The 26,641-nt window shown below is 36.9% G+C and carries 23 protein-coding genes and 1 pseudogene; 12 read left to right on the top strand and 12 right to left on the bottom strand.

Annotated elements, in window-relative coordinates:
• The first annotated feature begins 2 nt into the window (after positions 1 to 2).
• The 4 genes from ACH2CJ_RS08455 (at position 3) to ACH2CJ_RS08440 (ending at position 6,308) form a co-directional block, all read left to right on the top strand.
• Positions 3 to 1,403: an NAD(P)(+) transhydrogenase (Re/Si-specific) subunit beta gene (locus ACH2CJ_RS08455; protein ID WP_394992053.1), complete on the top strand. Its 1,401-nt coding sequence runs from the start codon at positions 3 to 5 to the stop codon at positions 1,401 to 1,403.
• Positions 1,404 to 1,532: 129 nt separating this feature from the next.
• On the top strand, positions 1,533 to 3,323 hold the full coding sequence (locus tag ACH2CJ_RS08450; protein WP_394992052.1) for an FAD-dependent oxidoreductase: 1,791 nt from the start codon (positions 1,533 to 1,535) through the stop codon (positions 3,321 to 3,323).
• A 134-nt stretch (positions 3,324 to 3,457) separates the two neighbouring features.
• Positions 3,458 to 5,257, top strand: coding sequence for a 2-oxoacid:acceptor oxidoreductase subunit alpha (locus ACH2CJ_RS08445; RefSeq protein ID WP_394992051.1), 1,800 nt, complete (start codon positions 3,458 to 3,460; stop codon positions 5,255 to 5,257).
• Between the two features lie 4 nt (positions 5,258 to 5,261).
• On the top strand, positions 5,262 to 6,308 hold the full coding sequence (locus ACH2CJ_RS08440) for a 2-oxoacid:ferredoxin oxidoreductase subunit beta (RefSeq protein WP_394992049.1): 1,047 nt from the start codon (positions 5,262 to 5,264) through the stop codon (positions 6,306 to 6,308).
• A 71-nt stretch (positions 6,309 to 6,379) separates the two neighbouring features.
• Here the strand turns inward: ACH2CJ_RS08440 and ACH2CJ_RS08435 are convergent, their stop codons facing one another.
• The 10 genes from ACH2CJ_RS08435 to ACH2CJ_RS08390 all read right to left on the bottom strand — a co-directional run bounded on the left by ACH2CJ_RS08435 (position 6,380) and on the right by ACH2CJ_RS08390 (position 16,425).
• Positions 6,380 to 7,240 (bottom strand): TolB family protein, encoded by an 861-nt coding sequence (locus ACH2CJ_RS08435; RefSeq protein WP_394992048.1) that lies wholly within the window; start codon positions 7,238 to 7,240, stop codon positions 6,380 to 6,382.
• 166 nt (positions 7,241 to 7,406) lie between these two features.
• Positions 7,407 to 9,500 (bottom strand): BatA domain-containing protein, encoded by a 2,094-nt coding sequence (locus ACH2CJ_RS08430; protein WP_394992047.1) that lies wholly within the window; start codon positions 9,498 to 9,500, stop codon positions 7,407 to 7,409.
• Between the two features lie 299 nt (positions 9,501 to 9,799).
• Positions 9,800 to 10,363, bottom strand: coding sequence for a lactate utilization protein C (locus tag ACH2CJ_RS08425; protein WP_394992045.1), 564 nt, complete (start codon positions 10,361 to 10,363; stop codon positions 9,800 to 9,802).
• 58 nt (positions 10,364 to 10,421) lie between these two features.
• On the bottom strand, positions 10,422 to 11,813 hold the full coding sequence (locus ACH2CJ_RS08420; protein WP_394992043.1) for a lactate utilization protein B: 1,392 nt from the start codon (positions 11,811 to 11,813) through the stop codon (positions 10,422 to 10,424).
• The gene (locus ACH2CJ_RS08415) at positions 11,810 to 12,550 is read right to left on the bottom strand and encodes a (Fe-S)-binding protein (protein ID WP_394992041.1); all 741 of its coding nucleotides are present in this window, start codon (positions 12,548 to 12,550) and stop codon (positions 11,810 to 11,812) included. Before ACH2CJ_RS08415 ends, ACH2CJ_RS08420 begins: the two co-directional genes overlap by 4 nt.
• A gap of 32 nt (positions 12,551 to 12,582) precedes the next feature.
• Positions 12,583 to 13,314 (bottom strand): hypothetical protein, encoded by a 732-nt coding sequence (locus ACH2CJ_RS08410; protein WP_394992040.1) that lies wholly within the window; start codon positions 13,312 to 13,314, stop codon positions 12,583 to 12,585.
• Between the two features lie 287 nt (positions 13,315 to 13,601).
• Positions 13,602 to 14,003 (bottom strand): SMI1/KNR4 family protein, encoded by a 402-nt coding sequence (locus tag ACH2CJ_RS08405; protein WP_394992038.1) that lies wholly within the window; start codon positions 14,001 to 14,003, stop codon positions 13,602 to 13,604.
• Positions 14,004 to 14,021: 18 nt separating this feature from the next.
• Positions 14,022 to 15,299 (bottom strand): TIM barrel protein, encoded by a 1,278-nt coding sequence (locus tag ACH2CJ_RS08400; RefSeq protein WP_394992037.1) that lies wholly within the window; start codon positions 15,297 to 15,299, stop codon positions 14,022 to 14,024.
• Between the two features lie 89 nt (positions 15,300 to 15,388).
• Complete coding sequence (gene pnuC / locus ACH2CJ_RS08395; protein WP_394992036.1) at positions 15,389 to 15,994, bottom strand: nicotinamide riboside transporter PnuC; 606 nt, start codon at positions 15,992 to 15,994, stop codon at positions 15,389 to 15,391.
• A gap of 71 nt (positions 15,995 to 16,065) precedes the next feature.
• Positions 16,066 to 16,425, bottom strand: coding sequence for a winged helix-turn-helix transcriptional regulator (locus tag ACH2CJ_RS08390; protein WP_394992034.1), 360 nt, complete (start codon positions 16,423 to 16,425; stop codon positions 16,066 to 16,068).
• A 112-nt stretch (positions 16,426 to 16,537) separates the two neighbouring features.
• Between ACH2CJ_RS08390 and ACH2CJ_RS08385 the strand changes: the two genes are divergently transcribed.
• From ACH2CJ_RS08385 to ACH2CJ_RS08370, 4 genes and pseudogenes are all read left to right on the top strand, one after another.
• Complete coding sequence (locus ACH2CJ_RS08385) at positions 16,538 to 16,906, top strand: DoxX family protein (RefSeq protein WP_394992032.1); 369 nt, start codon at positions 16,538 to 16,540, stop codon at positions 16,904 to 16,906.
• 179 nt (positions 16,907 to 17,085) lie between these two features.
• The gene (locus tag ACH2CJ_RS08380) at positions 17,086 to 17,649 is read left to right on the top strand and encodes a Crp/Fnr family transcriptional regulator (protein ID WP_394992030.1); all 564 of its coding nucleotides are present in this window, start codon (positions 17,086 to 17,088) and stop codon (positions 17,647 to 17,649) included.
• Between the two features lie 67 nt (positions 17,650 to 17,716).
• Positions 17,717 to 18,934 (top strand): annotated as a pseudogene (locus tag ACH2CJ_RS08375) (MFS transporter); the annotation flags it as partial.
• A 24-nt stretch (positions 18,935 to 18,958) separates the two neighbouring features.
• Positions 18,959 to 19,231 carry a rhodanese-like domain-containing protein gene (locus ACH2CJ_RS08370; RefSeq protein WP_394992121.1) on the top strand — a complete coding sequence of 91 codons (273 nt, stop codon included), beginning with the start codon at positions 18,959 to 18,961 and terminating at the stop codon, positions 19,229 to 19,231.
• A gap of 4 nt (positions 19,232 to 19,235) precedes the next feature.
• Here ACH2CJ_RS08370 and ACH2CJ_RS08365 read toward each other — a convergent pair whose 3' ends face one another.
• Both ACH2CJ_RS08365 and ACH2CJ_RS08360 read right to left on the bottom strand, forming a co-directional pair.
• Positions 19,236 to 22,952 (bottom strand): sensor histidine kinase, encoded by a 3,717-nt coding sequence (locus ACH2CJ_RS08365; protein ID WP_394992029.1) that lies wholly within the window; start codon positions 22,950 to 22,952, stop codon positions 19,236 to 19,238.
• A gap of 70 nt (positions 22,953 to 23,022) precedes the next feature.
• On the bottom strand, positions 23,023 to 23,301 hold the full coding sequence (locus ACH2CJ_RS08360) for a HesB/IscA family protein (protein WP_394992028.1): 279 nt from the start codon (positions 23,299 to 23,301) through the stop codon (positions 23,023 to 23,025).
• Between the two features lie 5 nt (positions 23,302 to 23,306).
• On the opposite strand from ACH2CJ_RS08360, the gene ACH2CJ_RS08355 reads away from it, so the two are divergent.
• From ACH2CJ_RS08355 to ACH2CJ_RS08340, 4 genes are all read left to right on the top strand, one after another.
• Positions 23,307 to 23,966 carry a hypothetical protein gene (locus ACH2CJ_RS08355; protein WP_394992026.1) on the top strand — a complete coding sequence of 220 codons (660 nt, stop codon included), beginning with the start codon at positions 23,307 to 23,309 and terminating at the stop codon, positions 23,964 to 23,966.
• A gap of 203 nt (positions 23,967 to 24,169) precedes the next feature.
• Positions 24,170 to 24,823 carry a hypothetical protein gene (locus tag ACH2CJ_RS08350; protein ID WP_394992024.1) on the top strand — a complete coding sequence of 218 codons (654 nt, stop codon included), beginning with the start codon at positions 24,170 to 24,172 and terminating at the stop codon, positions 24,821 to 24,823.
• A 95-nt stretch (positions 24,824 to 24,918) separates the two neighbouring features.
• Positions 24,919 to 25,641: a YebC/PmpR family DNA-binding transcriptional regulator gene (locus ACH2CJ_RS08345; RefSeq protein WP_394992022.1), complete on the top strand. Its 723-nt coding sequence runs from the start codon at positions 24,919 to 24,921 to the stop codon at positions 25,639 to 25,641.
• 102 nt (positions 25,642 to 25,743) lie between these two features.
• Positions 25,744 to 26,641: hypothetical protein (locus tag ACH2CJ_RS08340; protein WP_394992020.1), on the top strand; the 898-nt coding region annotated here is incomplete at its 3' end.

Genomic DNA, 26,641 nt, shown 5'->3' with positions numbered 1-26,641 from the left:
TCATGGAAGTAAAATATATTCTTGATATTATTTATTTAATTGCGTCGGTAACTTTTGTGCTTGGTTTAAAGATGTTGAGTCATCCTGATACGGCTCGTAAAGGCAATCTCTACGCAGCTTTTGGTATGGCTTTGGCAATTGTAGGCACTATCATGTTGTACAATCATGCAGATGGTTATACCACTCGTGAGCCAATCAAAATCATTTTGATTTTAGCAGCAATTGTAGTTGGAACTGTGGCTGGTTGGCTTACTGCAAGTCGAGTACAAATGACCAAAATGCCCGAATTAGTTTCGCTTTTCAACGGAATGGGTGGGGCTTGTGCCGCCATCATTGGTTTAATGGAATATGAACATAACTTGGGCAAAATTGGTGCTTTATCAACAATTATTGCAGGTCTTATCATTGGTTCGGTTTCATTCAGCGGAAGCGTAATTGCTTTCCTGAAACTCAATGAAACAATGAAAAAACCAATCAGAATTCCTTCGTACAATATTCTGAATACGGTCGTAATGATTGCCCTCATTTTATTCGGAGCATATATTGTTTACGCACAACCTGAACATCTTTTTTTAGTAGTTTTACTATTTATTTTTGCCTTGATTTACGGTGTTTTGTTTGTTATTCCGATTGGTGGAGCCGATATGCCCGTGGTTATTTCTTTACTCAATTCATTTACTGGTTTAGCAGCCGCTTTTGGTGGTTTTTTATACCAAAACCAAGTCATGCTTACGGGTGGAATTTTGGTTGGTTCGGCAGGAACAATATTGACTTTAGCGATGTGCAAAGCTATGAATCGCCCATTGAGTAACGTAATTTTCGGAGCATTTGGTGGTGGGGCTTCCACAGGTGCAGTAGCAGATATAAATGGCAGTATCAAAGATATTTCTATTTCAGATACAGCTATATTGATGAATTATGCCAAAAAAGTAGTCATTGTACCAGGTTATGGATTGGCCGTTGCTCAAGCCCAACACGTGATTCATGAATTAGAACTTCTATTGGAAGAACGTGGCGTTGAAGTAGTTTATGCCATTCATCCCGTAGCGGGTCGAATGCCGGGCCACATGAATGTACTTTTGGCAGAAAGTAATGTTTCCTACGATAAATTGATTGAAATGGAAGAGATAAACCCTCAATTTGCCAATACTGACGTAGTTTTAGTTGTCGGAGCAAATGACGTGGTAAATCCAGCCGCCAAGACTGACCCATCTTCACCCATTTTCGGCATGCCAATTTTGGATGTAGAAAATGCCAAAAATATCATCGTCAATAAGAGAAGCATGAATGCTGGTTATGCAGGAATTGACAACCTTCTTTTTTACCAACCAAAAACAAGTATGCTTTTTGGCGATGCCAAAGGAGTTTTATCAAAATTGGTAAGTGAGTTGAAGCAGATGTAGAACTTGTATTAAATTAACAAAAAATCATATAATCATTGCCATTATTAATGTTTTACAAAACATTATTTGGTGTTGCTTTTTAAAATTAAGTAGTTTTACCTACGATTTCAATTTAAAACTATTCATCCATTGGAACCAACTAATGTACACGACCCCGAATATTATCATAAGGTCGTAGATTGTCAGTATGCTTGCCCTGCTCATACGCCCGTACCTGAGTATATCAGACTCATTGCAGCCGAAAAATATACGGAAGCATATATGGTCAACTGGGAATCAAATGTTTTTCCTGGCGTTTTAGGTCGTACTTGCGATAGACCCTGCGAACCAGCTTGCCGCCGTGGTCGTGTGGACGAAGAGCCTGTGGCCATTTGTCGCCTCAAACGAGTAGCCGCCGACAACAAAGGTGATATTAAACATTTACTTCCGAAAGCTCCCGAAAAAGGTAATGGAAAACGTATTGCATTGATTGGTGCTGGGCCTGCGTCGCTTACTGTTGCTCGTGATTTAGCTCCTTTGGGCTACGAAATCCATATTTTTGATGAGCAAATCAAAGGTGGCGGTATGATGCGTAGTCAAATTCCATCTTTCCGTTTACCCGAAACAGTTTTAGACGAAGAAGTGAATAATATTCTCGATATGGGCATTCACAAACATTTCAAAACTTATGTTTCGAGTTTGAAAAAAGTTTTGGATGAAAATTATGATGCTGTTTTTGTAGGAACTGGAGCTCCTCGTGGACGTGATTTATCGAATCTCCCAGGCCGTGTCGAAGGTGCTGCCAATATTCACGTTGGTATCGAATGGCTCGCAAGTGTTGCTTTTGAGCATACAGCCAAAATCGGTAAAAAAGTTATCGTTTTGGGTGGTGGAAATACTGCAATGGACTGCTGCCGTACTTCTCGTCGTTTGGGTGGCGAAGAAGTAAGAGTAGTTGTACGTAGTCCGTTTTCTGAAATGCGTGCTTCACCTTGGGAAAAAGAAGATGCCATGCACGAAGATATTCCGATTTTGGACAATCATGTGCCTATCTCATTTGTTGCAGAAAATGGTCAATTAAAAGGAATGACTTTCGAGAAAGTTCATGCTATTTATGACGAAAAAGGTAAGCGTTCACTCGTTTCTATGAACGAACCGCACGTTTTCATCGAAGCTGATGATGTTTTGGTAGCGATTGGGCAAGAAAATTATTTTCCGTGGATTGAGCGTGATTTAGGAATCGAGTTTGATAAATGGGAAATGCCCTCTGTAAATAGTCTTACTTTCCAATCAACCAACGAGAAAGTTTTCTTTGGTGGTGATGCTGCTCTTGGCCCTAAAAATGTAATTACTGCCGTAGCACAAGGTCACTCGGCTGCTGTTTCAATAGATTTGTATTGTAATAGAAAATCGCTTGATGTGCGTCCTAATCCATTTACAAATTTGGTTTCTCAAAAAATGGGCATCCACGAATGGAGCTACGATAGCATTGTGGCAGACGATAATCGTTTTGTCGTACCACAAAATGATAAATCTCTGACCCTCAAAGACCGTAAAAAAGAAGTTGAGCTTGGTTTTGATAAATTAGTGGGTTTCAAAGAAGCTGAACGTTGTCTCAACTGCGATGTGCAAACTGTTTTCACCGAAAATCTTTGTATTGAGTGCGATGCGTGTATGGATGTTTGTCCAACATCGTGTATTACATTTACAACAAATGGCACTGAAGAAGACCTTCGTACTCGTTTGTTGGCTCCATCTTTACGCTTAGACCAAGACCTTTTGGTGTCAAATACCTTAGCGGCGACTGGTCGAGTGATGGTGAAAGATGAAGATGTTTGTTTGCACTGTGGTTTATGTGCCGAACGTTGCCCAACCTCTGCTTGGGATATGCAGAAGTTTTTTTATAACACAACGAAGGCTCATCACGGGTGTAGTCATTAAGGTTTGCAATATGCTTTAATCATTAAGCTATAAAGCTTTCTAAAATACATTTTTCAACGCCTAAAGCATATAGCTTATGGCATAGAACAAAAAAAATAAACGATAAAAAACTCCCTTTTTGGGGATAGAGTGATATGACAAAAGTCAATGATTTTGTAGTACGCTTTGCCAACGTTAACGGAACTGGTTCTGCCAGTGCAAATAGTATGTTTGCCAAAGCTATATTTAGGATGGGAATTCCGGTTACGCCTAAAAATATTTTTCCATCTAATATTCAAGGATTACCAACATGGTATGAGGTAAGGATAAGTGAAAAAGGCTATTTAGGCCGACGAGAAGGAATTGATTTGATGGTTTCGGTCAATCCACAAAGTATGTTGAAAGACATACAAGATGTGCGTTCAGGAGGTTATTTTCTATATGATAGCACCAAACCATTACACAAAGAATACATTCGTGAAGACATAACTTATCTCGGAATTCCGTTGATGGGTATTTGCATGGAACAATATTCTGACCCTCGTCAACGCCAATTATTCAAAAATATCATATACGTAGGAGCATTATCAGCTCTTTTAGATATTGAATTTGCAGTTTTGGAACAACTCTTAGCCGAACAGTTTAAAGGAAAAGAAAAATTAGTAGCCCCCAACGTGCAAGCTTTGCAATTAGGTGTTAAATATATACAAGAAAATTTCGCATATCCACTTGATATTCGCATAGAAAGACGTGATTTGGTCGGCAAAAGAATCTTATTCGACGGAAACGGAGCTTGTGGTTTAGGAGCAGTTTTTGCAGGAGCAACAGTTGCCGCTTGGTATCCGATTACGCCTTCGACTTCTGTTGTTGAGAAATTTGAAAAATACGCCAAGAAATTCCGTACTAACAAAGAAACGGGCGAGAAAAACTTTGCCATCGTTCAAGCCGAAGATGAATTAGCAGCCATCGGAATGGTTATTGGAGCAAACTGGAACGGTGCGAGGTCATTTACTGCCACAAGTGGGCCGGGAGTTTCGTTGATGAATGAGTTTTTAGGATTAGGTTATTTTGCCGAAATTCCCGCAGTTTTGATCGATGTTCAACGCACCGGCCCTTCAACAGGTATGCCAACACGTACGCAACAATCGGATATTACCATTTCGGCTTATGCTTCTCATGGCGATACCAAGCATGTTTTGTTGTTTCCAAGCAACCCAAAAGATTGTTTTGAATTGACAGCCGATGCTTTTGATTTAGCCGAACGTTTACAAACCCCAATCATCGTGCTAACAGATTTGGATTTAGGAATGAACGACCACATGAGCGAGCCTTTTGAGTGGGATGAAAGTAGAATGTATGACCGAGGAAAAGTTTATACTGCCGAAGATTTAGAAAATATGGGGCGTTTTGGACGTTACTTAGACTCTGACGGCGATGGAATTCCGTATAGAACTTACCCAGGCACCCACCCAACCAAAGGTTCGTACTTTACTCGTGGTACTTCTCGTGATGAATACGCTGTTTATACCGAAGACAGTGCAGTTTATGTAAAAAACATGCAACGTTTGGAGAAAAAATGGGATACAGCCAAAGACCTTGTGCCGAAACCACATTTTTACCAACAAAAAAACATGAGCCCAATGGGTGTGATTTTCTTCGGAACTTCAACTTATTCGTCAGAAGAAGCCATTGATTTATTGCGTGAACAAGACGTGGTGCTTGATGCAATGCAACTCAAAGCTTTTCCGTTTAATAAAGATGTAGAACAATTCATCGAAGACCACGAAGTTGTTTTTGTAATTGAGCAAAACCGTGATGCCCAAATGCGTTCGTTGCTTATCAATGAATTAGAAATCAATCCTAAAAAATTGATTCGTGTCTTGAATTATGACGGAATGCCAATTACAGCTGATAAAATTGTGAAAGAAATTAGTAAAAATCTTGTAACAAACTGAACAAATGACATACGTTCGTCCGACCTTTAGGCATCCAGATTTGCCAAAAAATAAAATAGATTTTACAAAAAAAGACTACGAAGGAGCTTTATCAACGCTCTGTGCAGGTTGTGGACACGATTCTATCAGTGGTGCAATCATCCAAGCATGTTTCGAGTTGGCCATTGAGCCACACCGTATTGCCAAGATGTCGGGCATTGGCTGTTCGTCGAAAACACCTGCTTACTTTTTAGGAAATTCTCACGGATTTAACTCAGTACACGGACGTATGCCTTCGGTGGCTACGGGTGCGTATTTGGCCAATCGTGATTTGGTTTACTTTGGAGTTTCGGGCGATGGAGATACTGCCTCAATCGGTATGGGGCAATTTGTTCATGCCATTCGCCGCAACCTTAACATGGTTTATTTGGTGATGAACAATGGTTGCTACGGCCTGACCAAAGGGCAAGATTCGGCAACGGCTGATAATGGCTCAAAAAGTAAAGCAGGTTCGGTCAATCCTTTCAACGCCATTGATTTAGTTGCTTTGAGCATGGAATTAGGTGCAACTTTTGTGGCTCGCAGTTTTTCGGGCGACAAAGCACAACTCATTCCTTTGATAAAAGCCGCTATTAAACACCCAGGTTTTGCTTTTATTGATGTGATTTCGCCTTGCGTAACTTTCAACAATAATGTAGGTTCTACAAAATCTTACGACTATGTACGTGAACATATTGAAGCAACTTCTACCGTAGATTTTGTACCAATTATGGAAGAAATCACGGCAAATTATGAGGATTCAAAAGAAATAACTTTACACGACGGTTCGGCTTTACAGCTTCAAAAATTGCATCAAGGTTGGAATCCAGAAGATAAACTTTCGGCAATGATTGCTCTACAAAATGCCAAAGAAAAAGGTGAAATCTTGACAGGTTTAGTGTATATCGAACCAAATACCAATGCTTTGCATGATGTGCTTCAAACAAGCAAACAACCATTAAATACCCTCAAAGAAGATGTTCTTTGCCCGGGTATTGATGCCTTGGAGGCCTTGAATCAGAGTTTAAGATAAAATATCTATTACAAAATAAAAAAGCCCAAGATTTTTTTAATTTCTTGGGCTTTTTCATGAATTGCTATCAGTTACTCGTCAAGAACAATCACTATTTTATTGCCTTTTATTGCCATTCTACTTATTTTCTTTCTCGGTAAAGTTTCGGGTAAAATCACCGATTTCCATTGCTTTTGGACTGAATCATAGCTCAAAATTTCAGTGTTTTTACTTTCTAAAATAATTCCATTGCTTGTCCAAGTATTATAATGCTCCAAATCTGGGTTACTTTCAGCAATATCAGTAATTGTGTTTTTTGAAGGATTAAACGCTCGGATTATCCATTTTTTATCAACTTGTTGAACAAAACTAAACGTCTTTTGCTTAGGAATAAGGTGTAACGAACGCCCAATATTGGGAGCAACAACAAGATCTTTTTTTGTGGTAAGATTCTGATAATGAAGCGTTTGTGGCTCACCCAATACAAACGTAATGAGTTCGTTAGAATTTAACCAAGCCTGATAACCAATCTTGCCAGTTTGCTGAGATTCAAAAATGATTTGTGTTTCGAGCGGATTTTTGATATTGTATTTTACCAAGTCTTGGTCTCCATTACTTTTGCGTTGAACAATGCAAGACAAGTATTTTTTATCGGGCGTAACCGTTGGCGAATATTCCGAATCAATGGTATTTGTTATTTGTAAACGTTCGCTTGTTTTGTAATTATACGACCAAATGTCTGTCTGCCCATCTTTCATGGCAGTATAATAAATCAAAGACTTGGTTGGATGAAAAAACGGCTGATTGTCATACCCTACCCTATCGGTGATATTTTTAGGATTTGATAAAGTCAAATTTCCACCCAAATTTGATAAATCAAATAGATAAATTTCTGTGCCGTTTTGGGCGAAGATGTTTACTGAAATTAAGAGGAGGAAGAAGATTTTTTTCATTTACAATGTTTTGTTTCTTAGCGAAACCAGCCAAAATTTGGTTAATAAACAATATATTTACTCGCTCGCTGGTGCAAGTCTTTTTTAGACTCGTACCACATAGTGATTTGTCGTCTCTGACTACATTTTATGTGACGCTTCGCTTAACACTTGTACCAACATTCTTCTACCCCTTCAAAAACCTAATCAACAAAATTTCAACCAATAAGAAAGCTAAGGCGAGCATTACGCAGTATTTCCAAAGTGGTGTACCGACGTTACTTTCTTGGAAAGTTTTCACGAAATCACCATCAAGTAAGTTATCAAAAATCGTGACATTTTTTTGTCCAGCAAAGAATGTTCTTAGTTCTTCGGGCGTGTAAAAATCCATTTTTGATTCTTCATTGTCGTGGTTAAAAGCCAATAGTTTTTCGGTTTTCCCATCTAATTGCAATTCATAATATCCCGACTCAAGTACCTGATTATCAGTCAATTGACTTGATTTTGGCAGCTCTAAGGCAAGCGTATTTCCAACGATTCGTTGTATAGGAATAATTTCTATTTTATTATTGGGCGTACTTACATTTTTCAATTTGTAAGTTGCATCTTTTTTGCCGTTTGGCAGTTCGAGTGTGATGCTTCCTTCACTAAAATTATAAGCTGCTCGCTCTTGTTTGGTACTCATCGACGCAATTTTAAACATGGTTGGTACAAAAAAAGCATGTTCAGCAAAATTTCCGTAGGCTTTATCTAATGGCGAAGCACACAAATATATGCGTCCTTGCGAGGCTTTCGTAGAAGTAATAAAGTTTTGCAAGTTTTTGAATGTCAAGATTTTTTCACCCACGCCCGACCACGTCCACGCTGGTTGCATTAGCGGCGTATTTACAACACCTTGTAAAGTTGTTCGTTCAAAAACGTCAATAAAAAACGGATTTTGTCGATTAGGTTCAGCAATCGCCAATTGGCTTTGAGGCAAAATAGCCTGAGTCAAATTATTGATTCCTTGAATACCAAAGCCCCCTAAAAACTGTTCGTATGCCATAACGTCAGGTCGTGCAGGAGGAAAAATCAATAAGTTTCCGCCATTTCTCACAAATTCTTCGAGGCTGGCCCTAAAAGTTCCTGAAACTTGTTCTACACCTTCCAAAACAATGAGATTGGCGTTTTTGAATTGCCCCACATCTACATTTGTAGCACTATATGCTCGGTAGCTAAAAAGGCTATCATTGTCAAAAACTTTTCCGATATAGTCGGCCGCACTACGTTCTTGGTACAAATGCAAAACCTGAATTGTAGGCGAAGCATTCAACACAAAATAATAATCATTGTCGAAGGTAATTGGTTGGTCGTCGAACGAAACTTTTCCACGATGAAAACCTTTGTCTTTTACCATGAAGTTGAAAGTTGCTGTTGCCGACCCATTTGGGGCAATATTAACCGAAGCCGTTGAGGCTTGGGCATTGTCAATAAATAATTTGATTGGCAATTTTTCGACCTCTTCACTACCCGAATTATAAACTTTTACGTACAGAATATTATTCTGCATTTCACGGATAAACGGCGAAGCCAACCAAACCGAATCAGTAAAAACATTTTGATTTTTAGTGCCTTGCACTGGCACTAAAAACAACTTATTGAGCGTATCGGTCTTGATTTTTTTCAAATCTCCTGCGGTACTTTTCTGAAAATCAGAAAACCAAAAGAGTTGATTATTAGCACTTGCATTATGCTTTTGAGCCAAACTATTTTGTCGTTTATAAACACTTTCAAGCGTACGTGGATTCGACGAAAAACCTACCGAGGTAAGTCGGTCTTTTATTTTTGTGCCGTTGGTTACGGCTTGGTCTTCTCCAGAAAAATCATTGGTAACTAACTGAATATTAGGTGTTTGACGAAAAACAGTAAGCAGTTCATCCATTTTCGTAATTGCCAAATCTAAGTAGCGTTTGTTTTCAGTGGTGTTTTGCATACTTAGCGAATTGTCGAGGTAAAGACTGTTTACGCCGAGGCCTGAGTTACGATTATTAGTGCTGTTTTTTGCTGGTAAAAACGGTTGAGCAAAAGCAAAAACTAAGAACGCCAAGAATAAAATTCGAGCAGCCAAAATGAGCCATTGTTTTATTCGTCGAAAAGCACTTGTTTGCGTTTCGACGGCTTTCAAGAAAGCAACGTTGGTAAAGAAAACCCGTTTGGTACGACGGAAATTGAATAAATGGATAATTAAAGGCACAGAAACTGCCAACAAACCCCAAAGAAAAGACGGAAAAAGAAATTGCATATCACCCCAAAGATTACGAATCCCACCCCTAAAGGGGCTTTGTTTTTTTATTTATTATTCTAACGTAAAAGTCAGAAAATCCTTTCAATAAATCATCATATTTTACCTTTAAATGCCAATTATTATGCCAAATCAAATCTCACAGCCATAATAATTGGCTTAGAAACCACGAAGTTAATATAGAAATATTTTGAAGAGGATTTGGATAGTGAAACAATGACAGGCAGCAGTTTTTGCCCTCTCCTTATCGGAGCAATAGCCGTTGAGAAGGGCTGGGGCGACCGTCGCTCGGAGGAATCTCAATAAATCAAAACCATCATACTTCTTGCCCCGTGAGCTCCAATCACCAATGCTTGTTCGATGTCGGCAGTTTTTGAAGGGCCCGCAATAAAAACGCCGTAGCTACCAACGCCTTCAAGTTTATTGTAGGCTTGGTGCATATTGGCTACAATATTTTTTTTGTCGAGAACCAACACCAAATGTTGTGTAATAAATGGTAAAGCTCGATTCATCATATTTAGTTCAGGCACCCAAATTGTACCATTTTCAGCTACGCCAATTTCACCTTGAATTACTGCTAAATCAACCTGTTCTAACACTTCTTTGGTCGTATAAAGATTTACTTCAACACTTGCTTTGATAATGTTAGAGGCAATATTTTTTAAATCACTGTAATAGGTATCAATAACTGCTTGACAATCGGCTTTCGAGGTAATTTCAATCGCTTTTCCTCCAATGCTTTCCAGCACAGTTTTGAATCGTTCAATGCTTCCATCACCTTCAAAAATAGGCACATTTGGCAATGTTGCTAACGAAGGTTTATTGATTGCAATACTTGACAATATTTTTTCTCTGCTACTCATAACTATTTGATTATCAACTTTAAAGTCCCTTCCTATCTGGGAGGAATTTAGGGTGGGGCTATTTGTTATTCACGTACCATTCTTTAAAACTCTGTTTCGGAGCATCGGGTAATTCTCTCGCTTTCGCCCACGGATTCATGCTTTGATTGTGAGTAAATCCATGCGGTAAAATTCGCAATGCTCCACGAGCCAGTTTTCCACTTAAATCATAAACTTTTGGCATCGAAAGCACTTTTGCTAAACCTTTCATTCCCCATTTTTTGGCGGCTGATAGTTCATTATTATTCCCAACTATTTGTCGCCATTTATATAATTGTACATGAATATCAATTTTTACAGGACAAACATCGGTACACGAACCGCAAAGCGTACTCGCAAAAGGTAAACTGCTATATTTATGTAAATCAATATTTGGCGATAAAATCGCACCGATTGGGCCTGGCACTGTAAAGTCGTAGCTGTGTCCTCCACTTCGGCGATAAACTGGACAAGTATTCATGCAAGCTCCGCAACGAATACATTTCAACGAATTACGAAAATCGGCTCGTCCTAATTGTTGCGTTCGACCATTATCAACAATGACAATGTGCATTTCCTTACCTTCGGTGGGCTTTGTAAAATGAGAAGTATATGATGTAATTGGCTGACCAGTAGCACTCCTGGCAAGTAATCTGATATATACCGACAAATGATGCAATTTCGGAATAATCTTTTCGATACCCATGCAAGCAATATGAACTTTTGCCAAATTTACACCCAAATCGGCATTGCCTTCGTTGGTACAAACTACAAAACTGCCTGTTTCGGCAATGGCAAAATTTACACCTGTAAGAGCGACATCGGCCTCTACAAATTTTTCTCTCAAATGCTGACGAGCCGCCTCGGTCAAGATTTGCGGGTCTTTTTCGCCTTTTACTGTACCCAAATGTTCGTGGAAAGTTTCGCCCACATCTTCTTTTTTGAGGTGAATGGCTGGCATTACAATATGACTTGGCGGCTCATTACGAAACTGAATAATGCGTTCACCTAAATCAGTATCCACTACATCAATATTATTTTTTTGCAAAAAAGCATTCAAATGACACTCTTCCGTAAGCATTGATTTGCTTTTTACCATTCGGATATTTCGTCCTTCTACTCGCTCAGAGCAAGATTTTTTGATAATATCCATCACAATTTGGTTATGCTCAGTAGCATCTGCCGCCCAATGAACTTTCACGCCATTTTTCAAGGCATTTTGTTCAAATTCTATCAGATAATTATCAAGATTACTGAGCGTATGATCCTTGATTTCGGAAGCAAGTGTACGTAAATCTTGAAATTCGGGAATCGGATAAACCGCCTTATCTCGCTTCTGACGTACAAACCAAAGGGTTTGGTCGTGCCAAGTCGTACGCTCAAAATCTTTATTAAACGCTTCCGCTAATTCGGGGTGATTTTGGTGATTCATGGTTGATTTCCGTTCAAAATTTCGGCAATGTGCATAACTTTTATGGGTGCATTTTGGCGTTTGATAATGCCCTCAAGGTGCATCAAGCAAGAAACATCTCCACCTGTCAACACTTTTGTGCCGTTGCGAAGATGGTCAGCGATTCGGTCTTGTCCCATGCGTGCTGAAACTGCTTCTTCGGTCACACAAAACATTCCACCAAAACCACAACACTCATCGTTACGCTCCAATTCGGTGAGTTCGATGCCTTTCATTTTTCGGAGTAATTTTGAAATTTGTCCATCTCGCACGCCCGTAATTTCGGACGCATTGGCTTGGCGAAGTCCACGCTGTCCATGACAACTCAAATGTAAACCTACTTTATGTGGAAACTCCATAGGAATTTCTTCAATTTTCAGTACATTTTCTATAAAATCAACGAGTTCATAAACCGATTTTCTAACTTTCTGAACGGCAGGCGTTTGTTCAATAATATCGTAATGCTTTTTGATATGATAAGTACAACTCCCCGAAGGCGTCACGATGTAATCAAAACCTGAGAAAGTATCTACAAAATGTTCGTAAACGCCTTTAGAATCTTGCTCACAGCCACCATTCGCCATTGGTTGTCCACAGCAAGTTTGCTGCATTGGAAACACTACTTCCACGCCCAACTTTTCCAGTAACTGCAAAGTTGAAACACCCACATTTGGATAAAATTGGTCAACGTAGCATGGTATAAATAAGCCGATTTTCATATTTAGTTTTATAAACCTTTAATTTTCTACTGCTAACATTTAAGAACATTCAATTCTTTTTTACTTATCCATATCGGTTCCTGATGTGGCTTCACAACTAAAACATCAATGGGACCGCCAACAGTTTTTTCTTTTTGCTGAAACCTCATTGTGTCGATAGTAGTTCTGACACCATAGACCGCAAAATCAAGGGCATCTTGCAAATTCATAAAATTCCAAGGAATTGAATTATTTGCAAATTCTAACCAATCATCACCGCTTGGCATTTTGACTGTTAGAAGTAGTCGTGAAAGTACCTCCGTTTCTCCTCCCCAATTTGTGCCATGAAAGGTTTTCTCGCCATCAAAATTTGACCTATTATAAACCTTGCTAGCAATATTTATTGAGTACGCATGCGGTACTGAAACCCCATCTTCCATTTTATAGCCAACCAAATAAAAATAGGTTGCAGGATAATCAAATTTTTCTCCAAAAAACGCAATTAGCAATTCTGGAATTTGGTCAATGGTTGTATCGGAAAATATATTTTCTTTTACAAATTGATTAATAAAACCACAAATATTAACTTCATTAACATAAACTCCACCAAATACTCCAAGTCCAAACTTCTCGGCAATTAAGAATACTTTTGAGTAAGAATCAGACGTTGTAATCGAATTAAATTGCTCTCCTGTTTGTGTTTTATCTGTCCAATTTAAGGTAAGTCGGCTATCACCAGCAAGTACAATTCCGTCAGCAACATAGACTGCTATTATTAATGACATAGGTTTATGGTTTTTAGTGGTTATTTATTCTGTTCTAAAATTGCTCTAAAACTCTTATTATAACTTTCAGCGAAACACCAACGGTGTTTAACATGAATAGCCCCGATTGAAAATCGGGGAAAATATGTCAAATAAATCTCTAACCCTGAAAGGGTTAAACTTAAATATGCCACAATAATTGTTCAACCCTTTCAGGGTTGGCTTTGCTATTTCTTTCTCTGACCCCGATTTTTCAATCGGGGCTATTCGAGTTTAACGCTTTCAGCGTTTTGTTAATATTAAATATGTCAGAATAGATGTTCTTTGAATTCTTCAAAAGCTTTACAAATAGTTGTAAATTTATTATCCTCTTCATCATAAAATTCAGTATCAAAGAAAAATACCTGCCCATAGTTACTACTACTTAAATCAATACAGTAGAAGTTTCCGAAACTATCAGTTCCAATAGCGATACAGTATGCTGGAAATATATGTGGGTCTTCCCATAAATTTACGTTGATTTCCTCCAAAGTATAAGGTAAATCTGTATTCTCTATTTGATAAAAATGGTTAATAAAATAACTTTTATGTACTGAAAATGTACAACTGACCATCTTCTTTTTATTTGTCGATAAAAAGTCCTTATACGATTTTGGTAATTTTAAAGAGAACTTGTCTTCAAATCTTATGATTTCATTGTCTATTTGCATATATTATTTTAAGACAAACTACAACCCAGTAGCCATACCAAAGCCTCTTTTATCAACTAAACCACTTCTTACTTTTCCTCCACGGAAAGTAGCGATTGGGTCAATTGCTCCACCCGCTTGGCGGCTTGCTTCGGCTACTAATGCTCTTGCATCGGTCAAGAAAGTATCACGCAATAATTCTTCGGCACGTAGCACATCGTTGTTCTCTTGAGCATCTGCCAATTCTACTCTATCAACCAAAAGGGCTTTTGCGTAAGTTGTCAAAATCGCATTTACCGATTGCAATAAATCTTCGATTGGGTCTTTTGTGTTATGGCTCGCATCAATCATCCAAGCCAATGGCGGATTTTTTACGCTTGCGTCTTGCATCCCATCAACCAATTCATTGAATATCAAGAAGAATTGGTAAGGTTTAATGCTTCCTGTTGTCAAATCGTCATCGCCGTACATCGAGCCATTGAAGTGGAAACCACCCAAACGACCAAAGTGCATCAAACGTCCAACAATTTGTTCGATGTTTGTGTTTGGCAAATGATGTCCTAAATCAACTAAAACTTGGGCGTTTTTTCCAATATTTTGACAGAGCGAATAAGAAGTTCCCCAATCAGGAATCACCATTGAGTAGAAATGTGGCTCATATGGTTTGTATTCAATCAACATTGTCCAATCATCAGGCATTGATTTATAAATACTTGACAATGAATCATTTGTACGTTGATACGCACTTCTCATGTGAGATTGACCTGGAAAATTTGAACCATCGGCTAACCAAACTGTTAGCACTTTTGAATCCAACATTTTACCGTATTCAATACATTGAATATTATGTTCGATTGCCAAATCACGCACTTCGCTTTTGGTATGCGAAAGCGAACCAAATTTATACGAAAAAGGCTGGTCTTTTTGGTCTTGAAAAGTATTAGAATTAACCGAGTCAATGGTCAAATCATTGGCTTTGAGGAGTTGTTTAACGGCATTTGCATCTGATGGAATATCCCACGGAATATGCAGAGAAATCGAATTGGACGAGCGATTTAATTGATGAATTAAACCCACATCTTCAATTTTTTCTTCTAAGTTTCTTGGTTCGCCACCATTCGCAAAACGTCCAAAACGAGTACCACCCGTACCCAAAGCCCAACTCGGAATAGCTACTTGAAAAGCCTTAATTTTATCAATAATAGTCTGAATATCAACACCTTTTCGGTCGAGAAGTTCGGTCAAATATGCCAATTTGAATTGGTGTTCGGCTTTCAATTGTTCATTATGGTGTTGAATAATATCGTTACTGAGCATTGGTTTGAAGGGGTTTTATAATACTTAAATCAATCTGCAATTTTAGGCCTAAAAAATCATGTAACATTCCTGTACTGTACTGATAAAATCTATTTCATGGCTTTGCGATATTCCTTCGTCCAATTGATTGCTCCGAACAATGCAATTACACAGAAAACGGCATAAAGCAACGAATAAAGTTTCACATCTTTCACAAAATACATATAAGTGCTAATTATATCAACCGCCAGCCATATCCACCAAGCCTCAACTTTCTTGCGAATAAGCAGAAATGTAGCAAAAATACTCATAATCGTTGTAAACGAATCCATATACGGAAAAGCACTTGGCTTGCTGAAAATTTCAGGAATTAACTCGCTGAGATTCTTGGCAAATGTACCAAGCAAAGCTGTACAAATAAGCCCAATTAAGGAAAATAGTCCAAATTGTTTTAATGATAACTGACTTATTTTCAACTCATTATACAAATTAGCTTCTTGCTTCTTTGGAAATTTCCATTGCCAAAATCCAATAATATTCGTAATAAAAAAGAAGATTTGCAAAAACATATCAGGATAAAGCTGAATCTGATAAAACATGATAAATGCCAACACAACATTTGCCAAGCCCAGTATCCAACTCCATACATTTTCTCGAACAGAAAGAATGACAGCAACTAAACCTGTGAGCGTTGCATAAAATTCGAGGTAGCTCATTTTTACTCCCAGAAATTCAAAAAAAACATTATTGATATCGAAAAAACTCATATCCTCTCTTTATAGTTTTATTAACCAATTATTTTCTTGCGATGTACCATACCCCAACTACGAAGTTCAGCAATTAATTTTTCGAGTGATTTTCCATGTTCAGTAATTGCATACTCAACCGTAGGAGGAAATGTATCGTGTACCGTTCTGGTTATCAACTGGTTTACTTCCAAATCTTTCAACTCCTTCGATAGCATTTTATCGGTGATACCATTTATTTCTTTCGAAATTTGATTGAATCGTTTCGTGCCAAACGATAATGAAAGAATAATTGGTAATTTCCACTTGCCGTTCAATATTTCTAAAGCATCCCTTACTGGTACAATCATTTTTGTACATTCTTCAGGGCTATGTAGTTCATCAAAATTTGATACTGTCATAATTTTTTTACGTTACTATCCTCAATGATAGTAGTATTTAATAGCATATTACTATCATTTATATAGCAAATATATATAAGTTTGCATTATTAAACCAAAACAAATAATAAAAATGAAAAAAGACAAAATTATTTATTGGGTAAGTACAAGTATTATTGGTGCAATGATGCTTTTAAGTGCGTACAGTTATTTTACCAATCCTCAAATGGCCGACGCATTCAAACATCTGGGCTTTCCAGATTATTTTCGCACCGAATTAGGTTCTGCGAAAATTTTAGGGGCTTTGGTGTTACTTATTCCGCAGATTCCAACAAAAATAAAAGAGTGGGCTTATGCCGGCTTTGGTATTACTTTTATATCTGCCACGATTGCCCATATCAATAGTGGAGACCCCACTTCGGCGGTAGTAACTCCAATGGTACTTTTAGGAATCTTGGCTGTTTCAAATTTTTATCTTACCAAAGTTTCGCAGCCTGCCTAACGACTACTACCATTTTTGATGAATTTAGCGTTTAAAATTTTTAGTCAAACGATGTACCTTGGATAAATTACAAAAAATAGGTCGGTAGTAATGCTGACCTGTTTTTTTATGTCAAATTTTGAGAAACTTTGATAATCTTTGAATAATTATTCGGAATAAGAAAAATGACATCTCATACCATGACAGAATTATTTAACTATTTCAACAAATTTCAACAACTATCCGACGATGCAAAAAAGGCTCTGAGTGAAGTTTGTTCAACTGTTTTTGTAAAAAAAAATGAGATTTTGCAACCTCTTGGGCATACTTGTAAGACAATTTACTTCTTGAAATCGGGTATTGCTCGAATTTATTACTACAAAGACGGAATAGATATTACCGAATACTTTGCTTTTGAAGGAAATATTGTTGCACGAGCCGAAAGCCTTTTTACGGGAAAACCATCTCAAAAATCTATTCAGATTTTAGAAGATGCCGAAATTATTGCCATCAATGCAACGCAACTTTTCAAACTTTATGATTTGTTTCCAAACATAGAACGTCTTTTTCGTTTGATTTTTGAGGCTGCTTACGTAGATACCATCCACCGAATCGAAAGTATTCAATTTCATTCGGCCGAAGAGCGTTACTTATCTTTGATGAATCAAACCGAAATTGTGCAACGAATTCCGCTCAAACACGTTGCCAGTTACCTCGGCATTACGCAAGTAAGTCTTAGTAGAATTAGAGCTACCATTAAATGATTATTTATCAAATGTTAAAGGAATAGTTTTTTGCTTGGCTCACCTTTGTTGTATATTCTTGATAACAATGAAAAATATACAATTAGGGTTGAAAGAAAATTGGCAACAGTTTACAATTTTAATCATTGTCAACGCTTTTGTAGGCGGCATGATTGGCATGGAACGAAGCATTATTCCGCAATTTGCCGAACTCCAATTTGGCATGGCTTCCAAAACCGCCATTTTATCATTTATTACCGCTTTTGGTATCACAAAAGCAATCACAAATTACTTCACAGGAAAACTCGCTAACAAATATGGTCGAAAAAATTTATTGCTTTTGGGTTGGTTAATAGCCATTCCGATTCCATTTATATTGATCAACGCCACGAGTTGGAATTGGGTGATTGTGGCAAATATTCTACTCGGAATAAGTCAAGGATTGACTTGGAGTAGTACTGTTGTAATGAAAATAGATTTGGTCGGCGAAAAAGACCGTGGTTTTGCCATGGGACTAAACGAATTTGCGGGTTATTTTTCGGTTGGAGTCGTGGCATTTTTGTCGGGTTACGTAGCTAATAAATATGGCATAACACCCTATCCATTTTATATTGGCATTTTTATCTCGATAATCGGATTTTTGATAACCCTCTTGTTAGTAAAAGATACAAGAGCTTTTGTACAGAAAGAAAGTATAAGCGATAATTCGGCACAACTGGAAAATGTTTTTTTGGAAACTACATTTAAAAACAAAACGCTGAGTTCGGTTACGCAAGCTGGCTTAGTCAATAATCTAAACGATGGTATGATTTGGGGATTATTTCCAATTGTGCTAATTTCATTGAAATACAATACCCAAAATATTGGTATCATTACAGCCATTTATCCTACGGTTTGGGGCATCGGACAGCTTTTTACAGGGAAAATGTCGGATATTTATTCTAAAAAAACAATGTTATTTTGGGGAATGCTACTACAAGGCATTGCTATTATATGTATTCCTTTTAGCAATAATTTTTTTGTACTTATCGGCATTTCTACCATCTTAGGATTGGGTACGGCATTGGTTTATCCAACTTTTTTGTCGACCATTGCCCAAGCTACAAGTCCGAAACAACGGGCAGAAAGCATCGGAACGTTTAGACTTTGGAGAGATTTAGGCTATGCCTTCGGGGCAATTATTTCGGGTATTACGGCCGATATTTTTGGCGTACAATATGCCATTATTTTAATTGGTGGACTTACAATCATTTCGTCATTGATAATAAAATTTCGTATGCCTACAACAGTCAGCACAGTTAAAGAATGTATCGACATAGAAGAAGTAAAATTGGCTCTTCAACGCAATAAAAAAATACAAATTATTGATGTAAGGTCGAAAGAAGAATTTGAATATGCCCACATTCCAAATGCAATAAATATTTCCTTGACAGATTTGAGAGAAAGTATTCAAAATCTTAACAAGGATTTTCAGATTATTATTGCCTGCGGAAAAGGTGGTGGACGCTCGGCAGATGGAGCTAAATTCTTAAAAGAAAATGGTTTCAATGCCAGTTGGCTTTGTGGAGGTACGAATAAATGGATGGAAATAGAGGTTGTTTAAAAAACTATTGCCTAATTGCTAGTGGCAAATCAATAAAGAAAGTTGTACCACGTTCGGTTTCGGTTTCAAACCAAATATTTCCTCCTGCGTGTTCTACTCCACGGCGAGCCATTGCCAGCCCAAGTCCTGAACCGCCTACTTTTGTAGTAAAATTTGGAATAAACACCCGCTGACGGATGTTTTCAGGAATACCCGAACCGTTATCTTGAATTTCAATAATGGCAAGATTATCGTCCTCATTTCGGTATAATCGAAGATTAATAATGGCACGTTTATCTGGCGGAACTGACTGTATTCCATTGATAATCAAGTTAGTAATAACCCTGCTCATAAACTGACGGTCGCCAACTACCCAAGCTTCTTTTTCTTTAATATATGCATTGAGCGAAATACGTTCGTCTTCAGCATACAAATCAGCCGATTTTTGAATCAATGGCACAAGGTCAAAAACTTCATTACGTGGAACTGGCATTTTAGCAAATTCTGAAAACGAATTGGCAATTTCGCTGATATTATCAATCTGTTCAGTAAGGGAGTTTAATGCCCTACCGATGCGTTCCTTTGCTTTTGGATTATCGACAACCAAAGTACGTTGCAATTGTTGGATCGACAATTTCATTGGAGTTAGCGGATTTTTGATTTCGTGAGCAACTTGCTTTGCCATTTCTCGCCAAGCCGTTTGTTTTTCACTCATCGACAATGCCACTTTGCTTTCTTCCAATTTCTTCAACATTTTGTTATATTCTCGCATTAAAATACCGATTTCATCATCCGAATTCCACACAAGTCGATCATGCAGTTTATCTAAATTAGTGTTTTTTAATTGCTGGGCAACCAATCGAAGCGGATTTGTAAGCACGTTAGAAGCAAAGTATGAAATAATCAATAAAATTAAGAAAAGCCAAGCAAAAATACTCAAAATAGAAGCAACTACATCAGTAACCTGACGGTCAAGTGTTGGTTTTGCATCAAAAAATGGAATTCCAATAACCCCAATTGGTTTACTATCGTGTCCTTTGATACTCATATACGCTGTTTTGTAGTTCAAACTTCCGAGCGTTTCGGGCAGCAAAACTTCATTTTCTTTCTCCTCCAAAATACGGCGATATGCCATTGGATTGATAAAAGTAGAGAGCAAACCATATTCATAAACCAAAGGTCGAGTAGTTAGATTTAACTTACCATCAAGTCCATAAAAATTAATATCTAACTTGGTATCACGTGCTAAATCATTGATTTCTTGCTCTAAAAATGCTCGACTCATGCGTTTCTGAATAAAACTTTCGAGTTGAAGCTGAACCGTTGAAGTAATATTTTTCGTGTTATCAAGATATGCTTTTTCTTGATTACTGACAAAAGTTGAGTCAATGACACTCAAAGTTATGATAATTACCAATAATAAAGGCGATAAAAATGCTGCATTGAGATAGAGTTGAATCTTGGTTGAAAAATTAACATTGATGTTCCGAAAACCATAATTGATGGCATAAAGTATCATTATTATAATGATGAAAAGTACTGATAAAAGGAACAAAAAGGAGAAATTAGAGAAAATATTTCGCCATACTTGGTACTTTGTCGAAATTACAATTTTACGTCCATTCTGCCCTATTTTTCCCACATGGATAAAATCATGAAGTTGAATACCTTTTTTGTAGAGAGCTGAGTCTGATAGCAGCGACATTGGCAATTTTCGTACATAATTATAGCTTCCCGAACTAAAAATCAGGTGATTACTTTTATCAAAAATAGCATAACTATAATTTTTTGTATCTGGAGTTTGCGTAAATTTTTTATCTAATAATAACTCCGGGTAAACACTTTGAGCAAACTCATCTCGTATTTTTAAATCTAATACGACATTCCCCAACAAAACTCCATTTTCTTCAATCGAAATAAAAACAAGGTATTGTTTAATAAAATTATTGCCTACTTCATTTATAAAATAGACGTCAGGATTGGTCGTTTTAAAAGCGGTTTGATGATAATTATTTTCGTAAAATGACAAGTTTTGTGAGCCTTCTGAGATGTCGAGTGAGTTTCCATTTTTATCAAAAGCCAGCACTTCAGTATCGTAGCGGTCGAAATATAAATCAAGGTGTTTGCTCTTAACAATCTGCTGCGTTTGTTCACGAGCAAGAGTTTGTCTTATAATTGCTTGTTTGATTGCCGTATCTTGTTGGATTGTCTGAATAACCCTTGGAAACAAACCTTCCCCCAATAAATCATTTTCTGCTAAGTATTTTTTACCAAAATTTTGTTTGTCAAAAAAGTCTTTTTTCAATTCTTCAGCATGAATCACGTACATTCCAATTAAGGCGAAAACAAATGCCCCAGTGAAAAAATACATGGTTGTTTTGTATTTGAAACTATAAAAAAAACGAGGAAATTTATTAAGATAAATAATCAAAAAATAGAGTTCAACAACAATGTATATCCATCTAAACTGGTCAAAAATTGCAACAAAAACAAGCCCTATGATTGAACCAACTACCCATTTCCAAATCCCGTCTTTTTTGAATTTATTGAATCTAAGAAAAAGGCTTATAAATAAATGAGTAGATAAGAAAAATATGATAGAAACTAAAAGATAAAGCACCAAAGTGGCCACTTTCAACGAAGAAAAAGAAATGCTCAAGGCAAGGTCTAAACTAAACTGCGATTTTTCATAAATATTACACAGATTGCGAAAACAAAAAGATGTTGTGATAACCGTAACTACAACCAAAAGAATCGAAACGATAGTTTGAATTACCTTCGATGCCTTGAATAATTTGTAGTAAAGAGTTGAACGGTAAAAATGAAGAACCAAGTATCCGACCAAGATAAAAACTACCAAAGAATTAAGTACTACATCGCCTAAAGACGGAGCTAACTCATTTATAGTCAAAAACTTAGGATTAAAAACACTTGATTCATAAAAAATAAACGGAATACTATTTGCGAGCATTACAAGCCTAACAAAAAACAAATAAAACATCAACAAAATGAATGCTCGACCAAATTGGTGTTTTTTGCGAAGGCTATTAATCCAAACTAAAATATAAACACCAAACAACAAAATACTAATAGCAAGCAAAAAAAGTGTGTTGGTTGGAATATTTGGCGAATTTATTTTTTCGACCTTGGGAGGTATAATTGAAAACAAAAAGGTTCCTTTATCGTCAGTAATATTTAGAAATTTTTGTTTGTTTTTACTATTTCTAATATCCTTTGGTTCGGTAATAAAAATCTGATTATTATAGCCGTTTTTAAGGTAATCATTTTCATTTCGAAACCTACGGTAGAGATTAATTAATGAAAAAATCTCGACTTTATTTCCTTGATAATTGAAGTTAATTGTATTGGTAATGTATTTCCCATTTTCAGCATTTAGCAACCTACTTTGTTCAGCTTTTGGAAGTTCCTGATAATCAGGCACATAGCGGTGGTCTGACCAGTATAATAATTGTCCGTTTCTGAAGATATAATAAGGATAGGCAGTGGGTGTTTCAAAATTCAAAAAAGCACTTCCCGATGATTTTTGGTACTGTGTACCAATATCAAGCAACTCAGCTTTTGACCGCAAAATTTCATCTTTGACTCGGTTACGAATCGAAGAAATATAATGCTGTTCCGAAGCACCTGGTGCATCTTTTTCAAAAATAAAAAAGTTTAACGCCGAGATTCCCAAAAATACTGCGGAAAGAATTAAAAAAATATGTTTTTTCAGAAACTTCAATACCTTTTTGATTACTTTAAATGCTAAACCAGATTACACGAAAATCATGCCAAAGACAACAATAAATGAGCTATACTTTCACAATCGTAAAACCCATGCCTTCTTCAGTTTGGGCGTAATCAATCTGTACGCCAATTAAGTACATCAAATGTCGCTTATCAATCAGCACTTTTACACCTTCAACTTCGTATAATTCATCATTTTCTGTCGCTTTATCAAGTCCCAAAAGGTAGGTTGCTGCACAAGCTCCACCTTTCAAACCTACCCGCAAAGCATAACCTTCTGGAATTTGAGGTGAATTTAAAGATTTCAAAATTTCTACTCGTGCTATTTCCGAAAAACTGACCATATTCTATGTTTTCTACAAAGATAGACACGATTAGACCGATTTCAAGATTTATAAGATTTGGCTTCTTACTAAAAAAAACTCCCTTCGGTTTTGAAGCAAAATTTGCTTGGTTTACTTTTGCGAAATATAAAAACAAAAAAATGCAATCAATCACCGAATTATTAAAAATACTGATTCCAGCCGCTGCCGTTTTATACGGCATGTATTTAACTATTCAGACTTTTCTACAAAAACAGTTTGAGCAAAAACAATTGGAACTCAAACAAAAAAACAATGAACTCATAACACCGTTACGTTTACAAGCTTATGAGCGAATGACATTGTTTTTAGAGCGAATCACACCAAATAATTTATTGCTTAGAGTAAGCCCATCTGGCATAGAAGCATCTGACTATCAACGAGTTATCTTGCATGAAATCAGAGAAGAATTTGGTCATAACCTTTCTCAACAAATCTATATTTCGCATGAAGTTTGGGAAAAAATACGCCAATCAATGAACGAGGTTGTAGTGTTGATAAACACTTCTGCATCTGAGCTTTCGCTTGATACTTCTGCCCTAAATTTATCAAAAAAAATACTTGAAAAAGTTATTACCGAAAGTAAACAGCCAACTACTGAAGCATTAAAATTTTTGAAAGAAGAAGTGCAGGCGATGTTTATATAAATATTAGATTCTCCAGAAAAACATATTCAAGCTTCAATGAATAGACTTGGTGCAATGGAAGCGGTTTGAACCCCTTTACTCATACTTTTATACCCTTAGTTTTATCAAATCTGTACTTCCATACAACGTTTAGATTAAATTTTTCATTATCATATAAATGTTTACTTACATTTCGTTTAACAGTTGACAAAACAATATATAAAATGAAAACTATTCGAATAAATAAAAGTCTTATCGTAGGAGTATTGGTAGCTGTGATGCTATCGGCTTGTGCCACTTCAAAAGATTTTCTTTCTGAAAACTTCGCCCGAGTAAGAAATACCCACCAAAGAATCGCTATTCTACCATTTGATGTGCAATTTGAAAACCCAAGTAACCGAAGCACTGATAATACGAATCTCAAATTTAGTAAGCAAGAGCGAGAGGCAAGTTTAGATGCCCAAAAAGAAATGTTTACTTATGTGGCTCGTCAAGTACAAAAAGGGCATTACGAAATTGCATTTCAAGATTTTACACGAACCAATAAAGTTTTGTCTGACAATGGCATCAAATTAGAAGATATTGCCCGACAAAACAAAGCTGATATTGCCAAACTTTTGGGTGTAGATGCAGTAATTTCGGGAGATTTAGCAATCAGAATTACACAGATAGATAGGCGTTCACCTCAAATGTTACCGGTCTATCGAAATAATGATGGTGTAGAAACCAACGTGAAGCTATTTGATGCTGCCAGTGGCGAAATGCTTTGGTCAACTACCCTTTCGCAACGACCAAACAACCAAATGGATACACCTCACCATCTTTCAAGCCAATTGATTGAGCAAGTAGCCAAACATTTGCCTTATCGTACAAAGTAAGTTTAATGGCTTTTCTTTCATTTTTTGTGCATTTTTGAGTAATATTTTATAATTTCGCATCAAGAAATTATAAATATCATTTTCAGTAAAATATAATGGGAAGAGCGTTTGAATTTAGAAAAGCCCGCAAAATGAAGCGATGGGGGCAAATGGCAAGAACTTTTACACGAATTGGTAAAGATATTGCCATGGCGGTAAAATCGGGAGGAATTGACCCCGACAGCAACTCACGTTTGCGAGCATTGATACAAAATGCGAAAGCAGCTAATATGCCCAAGGCAACGGTTGACAATGCGATTAAACGTGCCTCGTCGAAAGACCAAGAAGACTATAAAGAAATGGTTTACGAAGGCTATGCACAACACGGCATAGCGGTTTTGGTTGAGTGTACTACCGATAATACCAACCGTTCGATAGCAAATATTCGTAGTTCGTTTACCCGATGTGGTGGAACTGTGGGTACATCGGGAATGTTAGATTTTGTTTTCGACCGAAAATCAGTTTTCAAGATTGCAAATAATGGCAAAACAGATATTGAAGAATTAGAGTTTGAACTCATTGATTTTGGAGCAGAAGAGGTTTTCTTAGATGAGGAAACAAATCAAATTAATATTTATGGCGAATTTACTGCATTCGGAACGCTGCAAAAATATTTGGAAGAAAAAGGAATCGAAATTCTCAATTCTGACTTTGAACGAGTGCCAACCGACACTAAAACATTAACCGAAGAAGAAGCTGCCGACGTAGAAAAACTAATTGAAAGACTCGAAGATGACGACGATGTACAGATGGTTTATCACAATATGGTGATAAGTTAATGATTGAATGCCTCAATAATAGAGTGAGTTTTAGAGGTTGATTATCAATTATTTATCAAAAAAATATTCTTGTGTAGCCTCTTTATTGGGGCTATTTTTTTTATGAAAATACGGTTTCTAATATTAATAATATTTCTACCAAAAATCACTTTGGCTCAGGTAATTCCATCTGATTCATTAAAAAAAGTTATTGCAGGGAGTTTGATATATTTGGCCGAAAAACAATGTACCGAAACCATCGTAGGCAAACAATATGCAGGCGAATGGGAGGCATATATGCAAATGAAGTCCGCTTTTCTGTATTTGGGTGGTCGCAATAAATACCGAGATTCTAATTGCTTCACGATGGCTGGTATTCATAATATTTTGGCAGAAATGTATTTGGCTGATACTTCGCAAAAGCAAATTTTGCCTATGCTGCGTAAGGTTTTTCCTGAGGTTTTGAGTTATTCAACAGGAGTACAATTTAATTTTTGGAAGAAACTTCCACCTAATCGAGATTTGAAATGGGGAAAAGAAACCAAGCAATTTGTTCATAGACCAACAAATTTTAAATTAAAAGGACGGTTTATCAACAATGCCGCCAATGTAGCCAACGATGCCGACGACACAGCTTTGGGAAACTTGGCGATTTGGTATAATCAAAAGATTTTTGGCAAAAATGATTCGCTGAAAATGGCGAATCTTGCAACATTTGATAGTTTTCTTGACAAAAACCGTAAAAATAGACATTGGTATAATTATCTTTTTCATGGTTTCAGAAATTCGGGAGCATACATGACTTGGTTTGGTCAAGAAGCGGAGTTTGAAAACTGGCATTTTTATAAAAATGCTTTACATAATTTGATTTTTTTTCTGCCAATTAGCATCGCATATCCTCATCCTTTCAAAGCCTATATTCCTTGGGGAACTAATGATATTGATGTAGTAGTCAATGCCAATGTGCTGACTTATTTGAATAAAAGAACCCTTCGTCATGCGAGTAATGGAAGTGTTTCGG

Origin of the sequence: Emticicia sp. (assembly GCF_043780375.1) — a bacterium.
Lineage (GTDB): Bacteria > Bacteroidota > Bacteroidia > Cytophagales > Spirosomataceae > Emticicia.
Note: the sequence above shows the minus strand (reverse complement) of the source record. Positions and strands in the feature narration are given on the sequence as shown.